At 64.1% G+C, this 15680-nt stretch carries 14 protein-coding genes and 1 tRNA gene; 11 read left to right on the forward strand and 4 right to left on the reverse strand.

All coding sequences use genetic code 11. The features are described 5' to 3' along the window. The first annotated feature begins 56 nt into the window (after positions 1-56). From thrS to U5A56_RS32480, 8 genes are all read left to right on the forward strand, one after another. Positions 57-1964, forward strand: a complete 1908-nt coding sequence (gene thrS, locus U5A56_RS32445) for a threonine--tRNA ligase (protein WP_257774120.1) — start codon at positions 57-59, stop codon at positions 1962-1964. Positions 1965-2013: 49 nt separating this feature from the next. Then, positions 2014-2538: a translation initiation factor IF-3 gene (gene infC, locus U5A56_RS32450; protein WP_071734130.1), complete on the forward strand. Its 525-nt coding sequence runs from the start codon at positions 2014-2016 to the stop codon at positions 2536-2538. 190 nt (positions 2539-2728) lie between these two features. Beyond that, on the forward strand, positions 2729-2926 hold the full coding sequence (gene rpmI, locus U5A56_RS32455) for a 50S ribosomal protein L35 (protein ID WP_004191477.1): 198 nt from the start codon (positions 2729-2731) through the stop codon (positions 2924-2926). A gap of 30 nt (positions 2927-2956) precedes the next feature. After that, entirely contained in the window at positions 2957-3316 is a 360-nt protein-coding gene (gene rplT / locus U5A56_RS32460) for a 50S ribosomal protein L20 (RefSeq protein WP_004192938.1), read from the forward strand. 149 nt (positions 3317-3465) lie between these two features. Beyond that, entirely contained in the window at positions 3466-4479 is a 1014-nt protein-coding gene (gene pheS, locus U5A56_RS32465; RefSeq protein WP_006753318.1) for a phenylalanine--tRNA ligase subunit alpha, read from the forward strand. Positions 4480-4575: 96 nt separating this feature from the next. Beyond that, complete coding sequence (pheT, locus tag U5A56_RS32470) at positions 4576-7005, forward strand: phenylalanine--tRNA ligase subunit beta (RefSeq protein WP_321821962.1); 2430 nt, start codon at positions 4576-4578, stop codon at positions 7003-7005. 72 nt (positions 7006-7077) lie between these two features. Continuing rightward, a complete protein-coding gene (locus U5A56_RS32475) occupies positions 7078-7464 on the forward strand; it encodes an integration host factor subunit alpha (RefSeq protein ID WP_006486093.1) in 387 nt (128 codons plus the stop codon). Between the two features lie 61 nt (positions 7465-7525). Further along, the gene (locus U5A56_RS32480; RefSeq protein ID WP_321926621.1) at positions 7526-7939 is read left to right on the forward strand and encodes a MerR family transcriptional regulator; all 414 of its coding nucleotides are present in this window, start codon (positions 7526-7528) and stop codon (positions 7937-7939) included. A gap of 83 nt (positions 7940-8022) precedes the next feature. Here the strand turns inward: U5A56_RS32480 and U5A56_RS32485 are convergent, their stop codons facing one another. After that, positions 8023-10233 carry a hypothetical protein gene (locus tag U5A56_RS32485; protein WP_321926624.1) on the reverse strand — a complete coding sequence of 737 codons (2211 nt, stop codon included), beginning with the start codon at positions 10231-10233 and terminating at the stop codon, positions 8023-8025. 356 nt (positions 10234-10589) lie between these two features. Continuing rightward, entirely contained in the window at positions 10590-11468 is an 879-nt protein-coding gene (locus U5A56_RS32490) for a tyrosine-protein phosphatase (protein ID WP_321926626.1), read from the reverse strand. Between the two features lie 329 nt (positions 11469-11797). Here U5A56_RS32490 and U5A56_RS32495 point away from each other — a divergent pair, with 329 nt between their 5' ends. From U5A56_RS32495 to bamC, 3 genes are all read left to right on the forward strand, one after another. Beyond that, on the forward strand, positions 11798-12511 hold the full coding sequence (locus U5A56_RS32495; protein WP_044846043.1) for a methyltransferase domain-containing protein: 714 nt from the start codon (positions 11798-11800) through the stop codon (positions 12509-12511). 172 nt (positions 12512-12683) lie between these two features. Continuing rightward, a tRNA-Pro gene (locus U5A56_RS32500) sits at positions 12684-12760 on the forward strand. Between the two features lie 140 nt (positions 12761-12900). After that, positions 12901-14109: an outer membrane protein assembly factor BamC gene (gene bamC / locus U5A56_RS32505; RefSeq protein ID WP_044846042.1), complete on the forward strand. Its 1209-nt coding sequence runs from the start codon at positions 12901-12903 to the stop codon at positions 14107-14109. Positions 14110-14822: 713 nt separating this feature from the next. On the opposite strand, the gene U5A56_RS32510 is transcribed toward bamC, so the two are convergent. Then, positions 14823-15080 (reverse strand): hypothetical protein, encoded by a 258-nt coding sequence (locus U5A56_RS32510; RefSeq protein ID WP_006486090.1) that lies wholly within the window; start codon positions 15078-15080, stop codon positions 14823-14825. 136 nt (positions 15081-15216) lie between these two features. Continuing rightward, positions 15217-15495, reverse strand: coding sequence for a hypothetical protein (locus U5A56_RS32515; protein WP_059608570.1), 279 nt, complete (start codon positions 15493-15495; stop codon positions 15217-15219). Positions 15496-15680: the final 185 nt, after the last annotated feature.

The following is a 15680-nucleotide window of genomic DNA, read 5'->3' on the forward strand; positions in this document are numbered from 1 at the left end:
GACTTTGATATCGCGTGCTTGGTTTGCCGCCCACTGTCGGCATCACGGAGATTGCTATGGTTTCGATACGCTTGCCTGACGGCTCAGTTCGACAATACGAGCATCCGGTGACAGTTGCCGAGGTTGCGGCCTCGATCGGTCCCGGCCTTGCGAAGGCTGCGCTTGGTGGCAAGCTCGATGGCGAGCTGGTCGATACGTCCACGGTCATCGATCGCGACGCATCGCTCGCGATCGTCACGGACAAGGATGCCGACGGTCTCGACATCATTCGTCACTCGACCGCGCACTTGCTCGCCTATGCGGTGAAGGATCTGTATCCGGATGCGCAGGTGACGATCGGTCCGGTGATCGACAACGGCTTCTACTACGACTTCTCGTACAACCGCCCGTTTACGCCTGAAGATCTGGAAAAGATCGAAAAGCGCATGCAGGAACTCGCGAAGAAGGACGAGCCGGTGACGCGCCGCGTCGTGTCGCGCGACGAGGCGGCCGGCTATTTCCGCAGCCTCGGCGAGAAGTACAAAGCCGAGATCATCGAATCGATTCCGCAAAGCGACGAAATCAAGCTGTACTCGCACGGCGGCTTCACCGACCTCTGCCGCGGCCCGCACGTGCCGTCGACCGGCAAGCTGAAGGTCTTCAAGCTGATGAAGGTCGCGGGCGCGTACTGGCGCGGCGACTCGAAGAACGAGCAGCTGCAGCGCATCTACGGGACGGCCTGGACGAAGAAGGAAGATCAGGATCAATACCTGCACATGCTCGAGGAAGCGGAAAAGCGCGACCACCGCAAGCTCGGCAAGCAGCTCGACCTGTTCCACATGCAGGAAGAGTCGCCGGGCATGGTGTTCTGGCATCCGAAGGGCTGGGCGCTGTGGCAGCAGGTCGAGCAGTACATGCGCCGCCGCGTGAACGAAGCCGGCTACCTCGAGATCAAGACGCCGATGATCATGGACCGCTCGCTGTGGGAAGCGTCGGGCCACTGGCAGAACTACCGCGAGAACATGTTCACGACGGAGTCGGAGAAGCGCGACTACGCGATCAAGCCGATGAACTGTCCGGGGCACGTCCAGGTGTTCAAGCACGGCCTGCGCTCGTACCGCGACCTGCCGCTGCGCTACGCGGAATTCGGCTCGTGCCATCGCAACGAGGCGTCGGGCGCGTTGCATGGCCTGATGCGCGTGCGCGGCTTCGTGCAGGACGATGCGCACATCTTCTGTACGGAAGACCAGATCATTGCCGAGTCGATCGCGTTCAACAAGCTCGCGATGAGCGTGTACGGCGATTTCGGCTTCGAGCACATCGACATCAAGCTGTCGCTGCGTCCCGAGCAGCGCATGGGTTCCGATGAAACGTGGGACCGTGCCGAGCAAGGGCTGCGCGAAGCGCTGACGGCCTGCGGCCTGTCGTGGGAAGAGCTGCCGGGCGAGGGTGCGTTCTATGGCCCGAAGATCGAGTACCACATCAAGGATGCGCTCGGCCGTTCGTGGCAGTGCGGCACGCTGCAGCTCGACATGATGCTGCCGGAGCGCCTCGGCGCCGAGTACGTTGCGGAAGACAACAGCCGCCGCCGGCCGGTGATGCTGCACCGTGCGATCGTCGGTTCGATGGAGCGATTCCTCGGCATTTTGATCGAGCACCACGCCGGTGCAATGCCGGTCTGGCTCGCGCCGTACCAGGCAATTGTGCTCAATATCGCCGAAAGTCAGGCCGAATATGCACAATCTCTGACCCAAACGTTGCAAAAACAAGGGGTTAGAGTGGCGGCCGATTTGCGCAACGAGAAGATTAGCTATAAAATACGCGAGCACACGCTGGAAAAGGTGCCTTATCTCCTCGTCGTGGGCGATAAGGAGCGTGATGCGCAAACGGTAGCCGTGCGTGCCCGTGGCGGCGTCGATCTTGGCGTTATGCCGATCGAAGCCTTCGTTGAGCGTCTGCAGGAAGACCTGCGCTCGTTCAAGTAACCGCCCTGGCAGCGCGGCTCGTTTTTTTAATTTTTAGAGGAAACGTAACATCGCTACTGATAAGTCGTCGCACCGCATCAACGGTGAAATCACTGCGCCGGAAGTGCGTCTGGTCGGGATCGAGAACGAACCGCTCGGTATCGTAAAACTCGCTGATGCTTTCCGTAAATCGGAAGAACTGGATGTTGACCTGGTGGAAATCGCGCCGCAAGCGGTTCCGCCGGTTTGCCGTCTGATGGATTACGGCAAGTTCAAGTACCAGGAATCGAAGAAGCAGCACGAAGCGAAGCTGAAGCAAAAGGTCATCCAGGTGAAGGAAGTCAAATTCCGCCCGGGTACCGATGACGGTGACTACAACGTCAAGCTTCGCAACCTCGTGCGCTTCCTCGAAGAGGGCGACAAGACGAAGATCACGTTGCGTTTCCGCGGCCGCGAAATGGCTCACCAGGAGATCGGCATGCGGATGCTTGAGCGTCTGCGCACGGATCTCGAGGAAGTCGGCCAGGTCGAGCAGATGCCGAAGATGGAAGGGCGCCAGATGATCATGGTGCTCTCGCCGAAGAAAAAGAAGTAACGGGCCCGCGCGCCACGCGCGCAGGTTCGAAAGTGGTTCGGTGCGTGGCCCGGTCAGGGCGGCGCACCAACAATGACGGCGGCTGCGCAAGCGGTTCGCCGTACACAAGTGGACTGGGTTTCGAAGGGCGGGTCAAGGGCGCAAGCCAACCGCACACCCATCGCCATCAAATAAACTGGAGTTGTTCGTCATGCCTAAGATGAAGACCAAGAAGAGTGCTGCAAAGCGCTTCGTGGTGCGTCCGGGCGGTACCGTCAAGCGCGGTCAAGCCTTCAAGCGTCACATCCTGACCAAGAAAACCACGAAGAACAAGCGTCACCTGCGCGGCGCAACGGCAGTTCATGATTCCGATCTGAACTCCGTCCGCGCGATGCTGCCGTTCGCGTAACCCCTCAACTGATACTCTAAGGAGAGAAACATGCCTCGAGTCAAACGTGGGGTAACCGCACGGGCCCGCCACAAGAAGATCATCAACCTGGCCAAGGGTTATCGCGGCCGTCGCAATAACGTCTACCGCATCGCCAAGCAGGCGGTGATGCGCGCTGGTCAGTACGCGTACCGCGATCGCCGCAACAAGAAGCGTGTGTTCCGCGCACTGTGGATCACGCGTATCAACGCGGCAGTTCGCCAGCACGACATGACCTACAGCGTGTTCATCAACGGCCTGAAGAAGGCGTCGATCGAACTCGACCGTAAGGTCCTGGCCGACATGGCGGTGTTCGACAAGGCTGCTTTTGCTGCGATCGTCAAGCAGGTGAAAGCCGCCGTTGCAGCCTAATTGCGAAATTAGCACTGCGTGGTTAGTTGCAGCGACGTTCCGGTAGTCTCGGCCGCTGCAGCGAAAACGGGGCTCTTCCGAGCCCCTTTTTTGTTTGGTGGAGCAGTTTCGCTCGCCAAGACCGAATGACGTTGGAAATGATGGGATCTATGGATCTGGACCAGATTGTCGCCGACGCGCAGCAGTCCTTCGAACAGGCTGCCGACATCACCACGCTCGAAAACGAGAAAGCACGCTTTCTCGGCAAGTCGGGTGCGCTGACCGAGTTGCTCAAGGGCCTCGGCAAGCTCGATCCCGAAGCACGCAAGACCGAAGGCGCACGCATCAACGTCGCGAAGCAGCAGGTTGAAGCCGCGCTGACCGCACGCCGCCAGGCGCTCGCCGACGCGCTGTTGAACCAGCGCCTCGCCGCCGAGGCGATCGACGTGACGCTGCCGGGCCGCGGCGCCGGCGCAGGCAGCCTGCACCCCGTGATGCGCACGTGGGAGCGCGTCGAACAGATTTTCCGCTCGATCGGCTTCGACGTGGCCGACGGTCCCGAAATCGAGACCGACTGGTACAACTTCACGTCGCTGAACAGCCCGGAAAACCATCCGGCGCGTTCGATGCAGGACACCTTCTACGTCGAAGGCAAGGATGCCGACGGCCGCCAGCTGCTGCTGCGCACGCACACGAGTCCGATGCAGGTGCGTTACGCGCGCATGAACCGCCCGCCGATCAAGGTGATCGCGCCGGGCCGCACGTATCGCGTCGACAGCGATGCGACCCACTCGCCGATGTTCAATCAGGTCGAGGGGCTGTGGATCGACGAGAACATCAGCTTCGCCGACCTCAAGGGCGTCTATACCGACTTCCTGAAGAAATTCTTCGAGCGCGACGACATCCTCGTGCGCTTCCGTCCGTCGTATTTCCCGTTCACGGAACCGTCGGCCGAGATCGACATGATGTTCGAGCACGGCAAGAACGCCGGCAAATGGCTCGAGATCTCGGGCTCGGGGCAGGTGCATCCGACCGTGATCCGCAACATGGGCCTCGATCCCGAGCGCTACATCGGCTTTGCGTTCGGCAGCGGCCTCGAGCGCCTGACGATGCTGCGCTACGGCGTGCAGGATCTCCGGCTGTTCTTCGAGAACGACCTGCGTTTCCTGCGCCAGTTCGCATAACGCACGCGCCGCGCCGACATGTGCCCGCGCATGCCCCGCCGGACGTTTCCGACGGGGGCCGGGCGCCGATCTAACCTGTTTCGAACGTAGACATCCATGCAATTCCCTGAATCCTGGTTGAGAACCTTTGTCGACCCGCAGCTGACGACCGACGAACTGTCGCACGCGCTGACGATGGCGGGGCTCGAAGTCGAATCGCTGAGCAAGGCTGCGCCGCCGACGTCGAAGATCGTCGTCGGCCGCGTGCTCGAAGTCGTCAAGCATCCGGATGCGGACAAGCTCAATGTCTGCCAGGTCGACGCCGGCACCGGCGCGACGCTGAATATCGTGTGCGGCGCACCGAACGTGGCGCCCGGCATCAAGGTGCCGGTCGCGCTGGTCGGCGCGGAACTGCCGCCGGCGGAAGAGGGCGGCAAGCCGTTCGCGATCAAGCTGTCGAAGCTGCGCGGCGTGGAGAGCCAGGGGATGCTGTGCTCGGCGCGCGAGCTGAAGCTGTCCGAGGACCACAGCGGCCTGCTGATCCTGCCGGAAGACACGCCGGTCGGCCAGGACATCCGCGATACGCTCAATCTCGACGACACGATCTTCGAAATCAAGCTGACGCCGAACAAGGCCGATTGCCTGTCGGTGTTCGGCATCGCGCGCGAGACGGCCGCGATCACCGGCGCGCCGCTGACGCCGGTCGATATCCGTCCGGTGCGCGTCGAGCTCGACGAAACGCTGCCCGTGCGCATCGCTGCGCCCGATCTGTGCGGCCGCTTCTCGGGTCGCGTGATCCGCGGCGTGAACGCGCATGCGAAGACGCCGCAATGGATGGTCGAGCGCCTCGAGCGTTCGGGCCAGCGCAGCGTGTCGGCGCTCGTCGACATCTCGAACTACGTGATGTTCGAGCTCGGCCGTCCGTCGCACGTGTTCGATCTGGACAAGATCCACGGCGGCATCGAAGTGCGCTGGGGCAAGCGCGGCGAGTCGCTGAAGCTGCTGAACGGCAACACGGTCGAACTCGACGAAACGGTCGGCGTGATTGCGGACGACCGTCAGGTCGAAAGCCTCGCGGGCATCATGGGCGGCGACAGCACGGCCGTCACGCTCGATACGACCAACATCTACCTGGAAGCCGCATTCTGGTGGCCGGACAGCATCCGTGGCCGCGCGCGCAAGTACAACTTCTCGACCGATGCGGCCCATCGGTTCGAGCGTGGCGTCGACTACGCGACGACCGTCGAACACGTCGAGCGCATCACGCAGCTGATTCTCGAGATCTGCGGCGGCAAGGCCGGCCCGGTCGACGACCAGGCGGTGAACCTGCCGCAGCGCGCGCCGGTGAAGATGCGCGTGTCGCGCGCGAACCGCATCATCGGCGTGAAGATCGATGCCGACGAGATCGCGAACATCTTCACGCGCCTGCGCCTGCCGTTCGAGCGTGACGACGACGCGTTCCTGGTCACGCCGCCGTCGCACCGCTTCGACATCGAGATCGAGGAAGACCTGATCGAGGAAGTGGCGCGCATTTACGGTTTCGAGAAGATTCCCGCGCGTCCGCCGGTCGCGACGAGCGAGATGCGCGCGACCAACGAGACGCGGCGCTCGATCCACGACATCCGTCACGCGCTCGCGGCGCGCGACTATGCGGAAACGGTCAACTTCAGCTTCGTCGATGCGGAGTGGGAGCACGACTTCGCCGGCAACGACACTCCGATCCGCCTGCTGAACCCGATCGCGAGCCAGCTGTCGGTGATGCGTACGACGCTGTTCGGCAGCCTGATCTCGGTGCTGCGCCACAACCTGAACCGTCGCGCGGATCGCGTGCGCGTGTTCGAGACGGGCCGCGTGTTCCTCGCCGATCCGTCGGTGAAGGCCGGCGAGCTGACCGTCGAGGGCTACACGCAACCGAAGCGTGTCGGCGCGCTCGCGTACGGCCCGGCAGTCGACGAGCAGTGGGGCGTCGCGACCCGCGCGGTCGATTTCTTCGACGTGAAGGGTGACCTCGAGGCACTGCTCGCGCCGGCCGCCGCGCGCTTCGTGAAGGCCGAGCATCCGGCCCTTCATCCGGGCCGCAGTGCGCGCATCGAAGTGGATGGCCGCGCGGTCGGCTGGATCGGCGAGCTGCATCCGCGCCTGATGCAGAAGTACGAGCTGCCGCACGCGCCGGTGATGTTCGAAATCGACGCGGATGCGCTGATCGCGCGTGCACTGCCGGCGCCGACCGACGTGTCGAAATTCCCGCCGGTACGGCGCGATATCGCCGTTGTCGTCGATCAGGCGGTCGAGGTTCAGGCACTTTTCGACGAAATGAAGAAGGCGCTGGCCGAAGACGCCTGCCGATTCGTTCAGAAGGTTGTACTCTTCGACGAATTTCGTGCAAAATCAAATACTTCCGGTGGTCTTGCCGCGCACGAGAAGAGCCTTGCCTTCCGCGTGACGCTGCAGGATGCGGCTGGCACGCTACAGGACGAGGTCGTCGATCAGGCGATCCAGACGCTGGTCGAGCGGATGGCTCGTGCGGGTGCCCGCCTGCGCGGCTAAGGAGAGGGGCCGCCCGTTCGCGGGTGGCGCTTCCCCATCGTAAGTTTTGGTTTAACGCGCTGTATGGCAGATATGAACGACATGACCTCGAGTGAATTCGAAGCCCTCCTGACGGCGCAACGCAGCGCCATGAACCGCGACGCTTCGGCGCCGGCGTCCACCGAGACGCCGACGCTGACGAAAGCGGAGCTGGCGGAGCTGCTGTTCGACAGCGTCGGGCTGAACAAGCGTGAAGCGAAGGACATGGTCGAGGCGTTTTTCGAAGTGATCCGCGACGCGCTCGAAAACGGCGAAAGCGTCAAGCTGTCGGGGTTCGGCAACTTCCAGCTGCGCGACAAGCCGCAGCGTCCGGGCCGCAACCCGAAGACGGGCGAGGCGATTCCGATCGCGGCCCGCCGGGTGGTAACCTTCCACGCGAGCCAGAAGCTGAAGGCGCTGGTCGAAAACGGCGCGGAGTAACGCCCGCGCGCCGAAGTCTCCGCGCGGCCGCCGCGCATTCTTTACCGACGGTTAACCGACGATGACCACTACGGTTGAGAAAGTCGTCTTGCCTCCGATTCCCGCGAAGCGCTATTTCACGATCGGTGAAGTCAGCGAACTGTGCGGGGTCAAGCCGCACGTGCTGCGTTATTGGGAACAGGAATTCACGCAGTTGCGGCCGGTGAAGCGGCGTGGCAATCGCCGATACTATCAGCACCACGAAGTGCTGCTGATCCGGCGGATTCGCGAGTTGCTGTACGAACAGGGATTCACGATCAACGGCGCGCGCAACCGGCTCGATTCGCCGGGCGGCGAGCGCGCTGCCGCGGCGCCGGCCGAGCCCGATGTGCCGGCCGGCGACGCGCGAGTATCGGGCAAGCCGGGCGCAACGGTCGACGTGGTCGCGTTGCGGCAGGCGCTCCTCGATGTGATCGACGGACTCAAACACGGCTGAGCGCGACGCGCGAATCAACAAGAAACCCGGTCGGCGATGCGCCGCCGGGTTTTTTTCATGCACGCGGGCTCGCGCCCGGCGGGTCAGCGCGATGCGAGCGGGTTCGGCTTGCCCATGTCGACGACCAGCGTGCCGTCCGGCAGCATCCGCACCGAGCCCTGCGCGACCTGGCTGCGGTAGCCGTACAGGTCGAAACGCATCGGGCCGGCCTCGGCCGAGTTCCGGATCAGCGCGCGCACGTTCAGTTCGAGCACGTTGAACATCTTCATGTCGCCGCCTTCCATCCACATGTAGCTCGGCGCGTCGATCTGCGGCCGCTTCGTCGCGGGCGCGTCGGCGGCACGCCGGAACGTGAGGCGCAGCCCGTCGCGTTCGACCGTCGCCTGGCCGAGCTTGCCGTTCAGCACCGGCGGCGGAAACACGGTGTACTGGTCGAGCACGAGCGTGTCGCCGCGCAACTCCGCGCCGCGGCGCTGCAGCGGCGTCAGCGACGCGAGCTCGATGCCGAGCGAGCGCAGCAGCTTCGCCTGCGGGATGCCGAGCACCGATACCTGCGCCGGCTTGAACGCGAGGTGCCGGTCGTCGAGCACCGACAGCGTGCCCTTCATGTCGGTCGGCAGCCACACGCCGGGCACGTGATTCCAGAGCTTGATGCCGCCCTGGACGCGCAATTCCTGGCCATCCGCGCTCAACTGCAGGTCGTTCAGCGAGCGCGGCGAGTAGTCGAGCAGGTAGTTGTTGAAGAGCGCCGACATCGCCTTCCACGATTCGACCACCGTCCCGCCGAGAATGCGGATGTCGTACTGGTTCGGATCGTCGAGATCGACCGGTTCGCCCGGGCGTTTCGCGATCAGCTGCACGTCGAGATCCTCGACATGGAAGCCGATGTCGCCGGACAGGTTGAAGTCGACGTTGTGCAGGTGGATCGTCGGGTTGCGGTTCGACACGTGCCGTTCGTTGAACGGGGCGGTCGACGAGCGCCGCATCGCGACTTTCTGCATGCCGGGTTGCGGCGCGCTGGCCGCGAGTGCAAACGCTTCCCAGTGCTGGCGCGAGTCGCGCAACGCATTCTGCTGCGCGGCGAGGAAGCTGTCGTTCAGGCGAGCGGCCGCATTGCCGAGCGCGGCGCCGCTCGCGGGGCCCGCGTACGACGGCATCCGGATCGCCATCGCGCCGCTTTCGTCGAAATTGAAATAGCCGGCCGAAACCTGCTCGCGATAGTGGTACAGGTCGAACACGAAGTGCTGGTCGCGCTTCGTCGGATCGACCGGGCCGATCAGGATGTCGGCGTTCATCGGCATCGAGCGCATGAATTTCACGTCGCCGCCGCGGATGTACATCGCCTGTTGCGGCGCGTTCGCGGGGAGCGCGAAGCCGGCATGCGAGCCGTCGTCGAGCGTCAGGTCGAGGCCGGCCGGTGTTACGCGCAGCGCGGCGATCCGGATCTTCAGCCGAGGCGGCGGCATCAGCTTGTCGACCGACATCACGAGGTCGTCGCCGGCGAGCCGCGCGATCGGTGTTTCTACCTTCAGCAGATCGGCCATCTTCACGTTGGCCGCGCGCATGACCGGCTGCGCGTTGATGCCCGACACGCGCACGCCGGTCGGGTGGAATACGAGTTGGCTGCCGTCGCGGATCGCGAGCGTGCCGGTCAGCGAGAACGGCACCCAGCCGTCGCGCTGCATCTCGCCTTGAAGATGGATCACACCGTCGCCGGCCGATACGGCGAGCTTGCGCAGCGGCGCGTTGCGGTAACCGAAGATGTAAGTGTCGAAGAGCGCGGTCAGCTTTGCGTTGTCGAGCGTGACCGCGCCTTCGTGTACGTCGATCTCGAAGCTCGTCGGGTCGTCGAACACGATGGGGGCGCCGGCCTGCGTCGGCACGAGCGTCGCGGACAGTTGATGGATGAAGAAGCCGAGGTTGTTGACGATGCGGAAATCGACGTCGCGCAGGAACGTCATCGCGCCGTTCTGGCCCGAGTCGCGCAGCGTGAACGGGCGCGGCTGCGTGAGGTTGATCGACGCGAGCGACGGCACCGTGCGGGCGATCTGCTGTTCGTGAGCGAGGCGTTCGGCTTTGGCGCGCTCGATCTTCGTCGATGCGACCGACGCGTTGCCGTCGCGCTGCGCGGCCGGTTCCGCGCAGCCGGTGCAGAGCAGCGCGAGCGCAAGCGCACCGCAGCCGAATGCGCGAGCGGTGCCGTGTGAAACCGGGGCGGCCGCGCGTCGCAGGCCGGCCATCCAGTCGAAACTTGCCAAGGGCGTGCGATGGCCGCGCCGGACCGAATTCCGCATCGTCTGTCTCCATGTCTTGTCGTGACCGGCGAGGGCGCGCGATCGATGCGCGGCGCAGTCGTCGATGCCGTGCAGTGTGGCATAGCGCGCTAGAGCGGCGTTACCAAACAGCGGGCGCGCGGGCAACATCGGTCGGCGCACGACAGGGCAAAGGATTCGCGGCGTCGGGGCGGCGATATCAAACGGTCGTTTGGTTTTGCGGTCGAGGCGGGCGGCGCGCATTGCGCCGGCTCGGCAAACCCGGCGTCGGCGTGGGTTGACGCCGGGTCACTTGCCGGATGAAGGCCGTGTCCGATCCAGGCGCGGCGGCAGTGCGATGACAGCCGCGCTGTCGCCAGCGCCGCCTGCACGGTCGGTCAGACCAGCATGCGCTGCCGGATCGCATTCTGCGTCGACGCGTCGAGCTGCAGGCCGTTCTCGATGTATGACGTCATCGAGCCATACGACGCGACGACCTGATCGAACGCCGCCTGCAGATAGGCGGCTTGCGCGCCTTGCAGCGCGGCCATCATGTCGGCCGCATCCTGCCCGCCGCGCTTTTGCGCCTGCGCGACATAGGCGGCGATTTCCGACGCGCTGTAGACGTTGGTCAGCAGATAGTCGGCGAGAATCGTCTGCGGGCGGACACCGAGGATCGTGTGCAGGATGGCCGTCGCCCAGCCGGTGCGATCCTTGCCGGCCGTACAGTGGAAGACCAGATTGCCGCCGGATGAGGCGAAGCCGGCAAACAACGCGTGGTAGCTCGTGCGTGCGGTTTCCGACGTCACGAACGCCCGATACATGCTCATCATGAAGGCCGTAGCCGTCGCGCCGCTGGTCGGCAGCGGGCCGAGATTGGCGGCGCCGAGCACGTTGAGGTTCTGCCAAATGGCGCCCGCCAACGGTACATCCGGCTGCGCTTGGATCTCGGAGGTCGTGCGCAGGTCGCACACCTGCGTGATGCCGAGCGTATCGACCGTTGCGACGTCGGCCGCGGACAACGTGAGCGCGGACGACCGGTAGATCACGCCTTTTTTCATCGCTGCGCCGCTCGCGGTGGCATAGCCCGTTCCGTCCGGTCCTGCGGTATCGCGAAAATTCGCTACCGAGGCGAGCCTGGGCGTCGTGACGGGGGCGATCGCGATCGAATCGCCGCCGCACGCGGACAGAAGCGACGCGCTTCCCAGCGCGATGCCGAACGTGCCGGCACCCAGCCGGAGAAAGTGTCGTCGGGAAATTTCGTTTTTCTGATTCATTCACTCGCCTTTGTCGGAGACTGTCACGGGAAGTCGCGACCGCGGTTGAGATCGAAGTCGCTGCCGGCCCGGCGCGGCGCGCGGCAACGCGCAGATCTGCGATCTCGATCGGCCTGCAGTCGGACGATGCGCCGGGCGCGGCGATCTCGCGCCGGGTAAGCGCACGGTAGCGATCCGCGGCGAAACGGCCATCGTCCTTTTCGACTAGGACGCGATGCGGGCGCGGTGCAATTCGCGCAACTTGCGATGCGTGCGACGGCTGCGGCGCGGTAAGATCGGCGTCAGTAGCTTGATGATCGAAGCATGGTGGCCGACACGGGGGAGGCGTCATGGATCTGAAGGAACTCGACGTATTGGGAGCGGACGTCGGCGATCACTGGTACTACGCGTCGAAGGCGAGCGCGATTCGCCGGTTTCTGGGCGCGGCGGATGCGAACCGGATACTCGATGTCGGCGCGGGCTCGGGTTTCTTTTCGAAACATTTGCTCGAGCGCACGCAGGCGACGGAAGCGTGGTGTGTCGACACGAGCTACGCCGACGATACCGACGGCGAGGCGGCAGGCAAGCCCGTCCATTTTCGCCGCGCCGTCAATCGGCTCGATGCCGATCTCGTGTTGCTGATGGACGTGCTCGAGCACGTCGATGACGATGTCGGGCTGCTTGCACAATATGTGGCCGGCGTGCCGAAGGGCAGCCGCTTCCTGATCACCGTTCCCGCGTTTCAGTTCCTCTGGAGCGCGCACGACGACTTTCTCGAACACAAGCGCAGGTATACGCTCGACGGCCTCGAAGACGTCGTGCGCCGTGCGGGGCTCGAGGTCGAGCGCGGCGCTTACTACTTCGGCTTCACGTTTCCGCTCGCGGCGGCATTGCGACTGAGCGAGCGGGCGCGTCGCCAGCCACGCGAACCCGCGTCGCAACTGCGTCGGCACCATCCGGTAGTCAATGGTTTGCTCAAGCTGATCTGCCGCGCCGAGTTGCCGATGTTCCGGTTCAACCGGTTGGCGGGGCTCACGGTGATCTGTGTCGCGCGCAGCGCGTGAGCGTCAGGCGGATCGTGTAGACGGATGGCAGACGGACGGGGCGTCATGTGCGTCGCCGTTCGTGTCGAATCCGTCACGCCACGTGCGCCACAAAAAATTTCGGCAGGAACATGCACAAAATGCATGCGACCCGTTCTAAACCGGCCAACTCTCTGTTATAATTTTTTTCTTTCGGGGCGTAGCGCAGCCTGGTAGCGTACCTGCATGGGGTGCAGGTGGTCGGAGGTTCAAATCCTCTCGCCCCGACCAGATAAGAACCCGCGTCAGCTCAGGCTGACGCGGGTTTTTTCTTGCCCGTCGCTTTTTTGCACATCCCGGCGCGGCCCCGGTAAAATGCAAGGTTGATCCACGGAAAGCGCCGTGATTTAGCGGAAGAGGATTCCCCGAACATGACTGATCTTCGTCTTACCATGCGGTTCGCTGCAGTGCTCGCCACCGGTGCGCTCGTCGCCGGTTGCGGTACGTCGTCGCCCACGAAAGTGGACTACAAGAGCGATTCGAAATCGAAGGAAGCGTCGCTCGCAGTGCCGCCCAACATGCTCGACGAGACGGCCGATCAGCGTTCGCTGCCGCCGCAGGGCGGCGCGACTTCCCTGTCCGCGCTTCAGCAGGTCCAGCACACGGCGCCCGCGACGGATACCGTCGCGCCCGCCGTGGCCGGCATGCATATCCAGCGCGACGGCACCGAGAGCTGGCTCGTGATCGACGGCAAGAAGCCCGCCGACATCTGGCCGCAAGTGCGCCGCTTCTGGCAGGAGCAGGGCTTCCTGCTGGTCGTCGACCAGCGCGACAAGGGCGTGATGGAAACCGACTGGAACGAGACCCATCCGCAGATCAACGACGGCCTGATCCGCAGCGTGATCTCGAAAGCGATGGGCAATTCGTACGTGACGGCCGAGCGCAACAAGTACCGCACGCGCCTCGATTCGGCGCCGAACGGCGGCACCTATGTGTTCGTCAGCCAGAAGGGCATGCGCGAGGCGATCACCGGCGCGAACAACGATTCGAGCAAGTGGGAAGCGAAGCCGAACGATCCGGCGCTCGAGACGGAATACCTGAAGCGGCTGATGGCGGTGCTCGCGCAGAACGAGCAGCGTGCGAAGAACGGCGAGCCGCCGGTCGCGAACATCAACGACAACACGGTGCCGAAGGACAAGAAGGCCGATACCGACGCGTCGAAGGCGGCCGCCGCGGCGATCGCTGCGCAGAACGTCGCGCGTACGTCGTCGCAAGCGAACGACGTCGACACGAGCGCGGTGCCGTCCGAAGTCACGCTCGGCGAGCCGTACGACCGGTCGTGGCTGCACGTCGGCCTCGCACTCGATCGCGCGAACTTCACGGTCGACGATCGCGATCGCACGAAGGGTCTGTATTTCGTGCGTTATGTCGATCCGAAGGATCTGAGCGCGGCCGAGCAGGGCTTCTGGAGCCAACTGTTCCACGGCAAGAAGGAAAAGCAGGCGAAGCAGTATCGCGTCAACGTGAAGGCGCTGACGGCCGACCAGACGCGTGTGGCAGTCGTCGACGATTCGGGTGCGATCGATTCGTCGTCGCCGGCCCGGCAGATCATGGGGCTGCTCGTGAATCAGCTGCGCTGATCGCGGTACGATCCCGCTCGTCGAACAAGCCCGCCGCCCGGCGGGCTTTTTTTATGGTCGCGCGCCGTGACGTCGGCGTGTGCGGGACGTTCGGCTGCTCCGCCTTGTGACGTTACGTAACATCCGCGCGTTACGGCGGCGGAACGTGTGTTACATCGTCATGGTCCCAGAAAATATCCTTATGGATCAATGACGTGCTTTCGAAAATGCACCTGGCACGCAAACTGCTTTACTAGTTCGAATCGTTAGGACAGGGAGGGTGGTGCCAGAGACCGGGCAGGCGTCGAGAACGCCCGACCAACGGTTTCGACGTCCCCAGATGCCGGCGCTGCGAGCGCGGGCACAACCGATGATGATCCGCGCCGCGCGCGGGTCTCGATGGCCCCGTCGCCTATCCTCGTAGGGCGACGGTTTCGCCCGCGCTTCGTATGAAGCGCGGGCAATTTTTTTGGTGGGGCCGCAATGCGAGGGCGCCGATCCGGCCTGTGCGGGATTCGGTGATTCGCAATCAATTGGAGTGGGGGCGGCGCGGTTCGCATCCGGCGAGCGCCGGTAGGGCGAGGTCGCGTTGGCCGCGTGCGAGCGTTCCGCTCACACGCCGCTCAATCGCGAAACGGACGCGGACCGGCTCGATCGGCCCGGGATTCGCGTGCCGTCGCAGCGCGTGCGAGCAGGGCGGTGCGGCCGGACGCGTTGCCGGCCGCCGCGACGCGTCAGTGCGACGCGCTGGGTACGTCGAGGATCAGGATGATCGTCCAGTCGGCATCGCCGTCGTGGTGATACTGGCGTTCGGCGACGATGAACGGTTGCTGCTTGCCTTGCGGGCCGAGGAAAAGCACGTCGCCCTCCATCGGCAGGCACTCGATCGGCGGCAGCGCGAGAAAGGCGTCGTCCGAGCCGCGCGGCATCAGTTGCTTGATCTTGCGAGTGGCTGCTTCGGTCCACTCGATGTCGAGTTGAATGTTGCTCATGCTGTCCTCCGCACCGGGGTGCGCACGGGTGGAAAATTTCGGTGCGCGACTTTAGCACAGCGCGCAGGCGCCGCAACCAAAAAAGCCGAACCCGGTTGCCCGGATTCGGCTTTTCGCTTGTGCGGTGCCGCCGAACTTACTGGCTGGCAGCGTCTGCCGGAGCGGCCTTGGCGGCCTTCTTGCCAGCCTTCTTCGCTGCCTTGTGGTGAGCAGCCTTCTTGCCGTGGTGCTCTTCCTGCGCCGCCGGCTGTGCAGCCTCGGCTGCTTGCTGCTGTTGCAGTGCCTGTGCGCGCTGCTCGATCTCGGCGATCTTCGCCGGGTCGGTGATGGTCTGGATTTGCGTGCTCTCTTGCGCATACGCTGCGCCAGTCAGCGCCGACATCGCGACCAGAATAGCCAGGGACGTCTTCTTCATTGCTTTACCTCCGCTAAGTGGTGATGAACCCGAATGTTGCCGTTTTGTCTGGCGACTGCAATCGAGTGCGTGTCGAGTGTAACAAAAGTGACGGATCAATGTGCACCGGATCGAGGTACAGCGCAAGGCCCCGTTGAAGTCGCGCAACACTTCGTGCATTCCGTCATGCGCATGCCATCCCGGGG

Source organism: Burkholderia sp. BCC1998 (assembly GCF_905339875.1).
Classification (GTDB): domain Bacteria; phylum Pseudomonadota; class Gammaproteobacteria; order Burkholderiales; family Burkholderiaceae; genus Burkholderia.

Bases quoted from the DNA above. Each gene is read 5' to 3' on its own strand.
- U5A56_RS32490 (WP_321926626.1), bottom strand. From the start codon at position 11,468: ATGAATCAGAAAAACGAAATTTCCCGACGACACTTTCTCCGGCTGGGT.
- rpmI (WP_004191477.1), top strand. From the start codon at position 2,729: ATGCCTAAGATGAAGACCAAGAAGAGTGCTGCAAAGCGCTTCGTGGTG.
- rplT (WP_004192938.1), top strand. From the start codon at position 2,957: ATGCCTCGAGTCAAACGTGGGGTAACCGCACGGGCCCGCCACAAGAAG.
- U5A56_RS32480 (WP_321926621.1), top strand. From the start codon at position 7,526: ATGACCACTACGGTTGAGAAAGTCGTCTTGCCTCCGATTCCCGCGAAG.
- U5A56_RS32495 (WP_044846043.1), top strand. From the start codon at position 11,798: ATGGATCTGAAGGAACTCGACGTATTGGGAGCGGACGTCGGCGATCAC.
- U5A56_RS32485 (WP_321926624.1), bottom strand. From the start codon at position 10,233: ATGCGGAATTCGGTCCGGCGCGGCCATCGCACGCCCTTGGCAAGTTTC.
- pheT (WP_321821962.1), top strand. From the start codon at position 4,576: ATGCAATTCCCTGAATCCTGGTTGAGAACCTTTGTCGACCCGCAGCTG.
- U5A56_RS32515 (WP_059608570.1), bottom strand. From the start codon at position 15,495: ATGAAGAAGACGTCCCTGGCTATTCTGGTCGCGATGTCGGCGCTGACT.
- pheS (WP_006753318.1), top strand. From the start codon at position 3,466: ATGGATCTGGACCAGATTGTCGCCGACGCGCAGCAGTCCTTCGAACAG.
- thrS (WP_257774120.1), top strand. From the start codon at position 57: ATGGTTTCGATACGCTTGCCTGACGGCTCAGTTCGACAATACGAGCAT.
- U5A56_RS32475 (WP_006486093.1), top strand. From the start codon at position 7,078: ATGAACGACATGACCTCGAGTGAATTCGAAGCCCTCCTGACGGCGCAA.
- U5A56_RS32510 (WP_006486090.1), bottom strand. From the start codon at position 15,080: ATGAGCAACATTCAACTCGACATCGAGTGGACCGAAGCAGCCACTCGC.
- bamC (WP_044846042.1), top strand. From the start codon at position 12,901: ATGACTGATCTTCGTCTTACCATGCGGTTCGCTGCAGTGCTCGCCACC.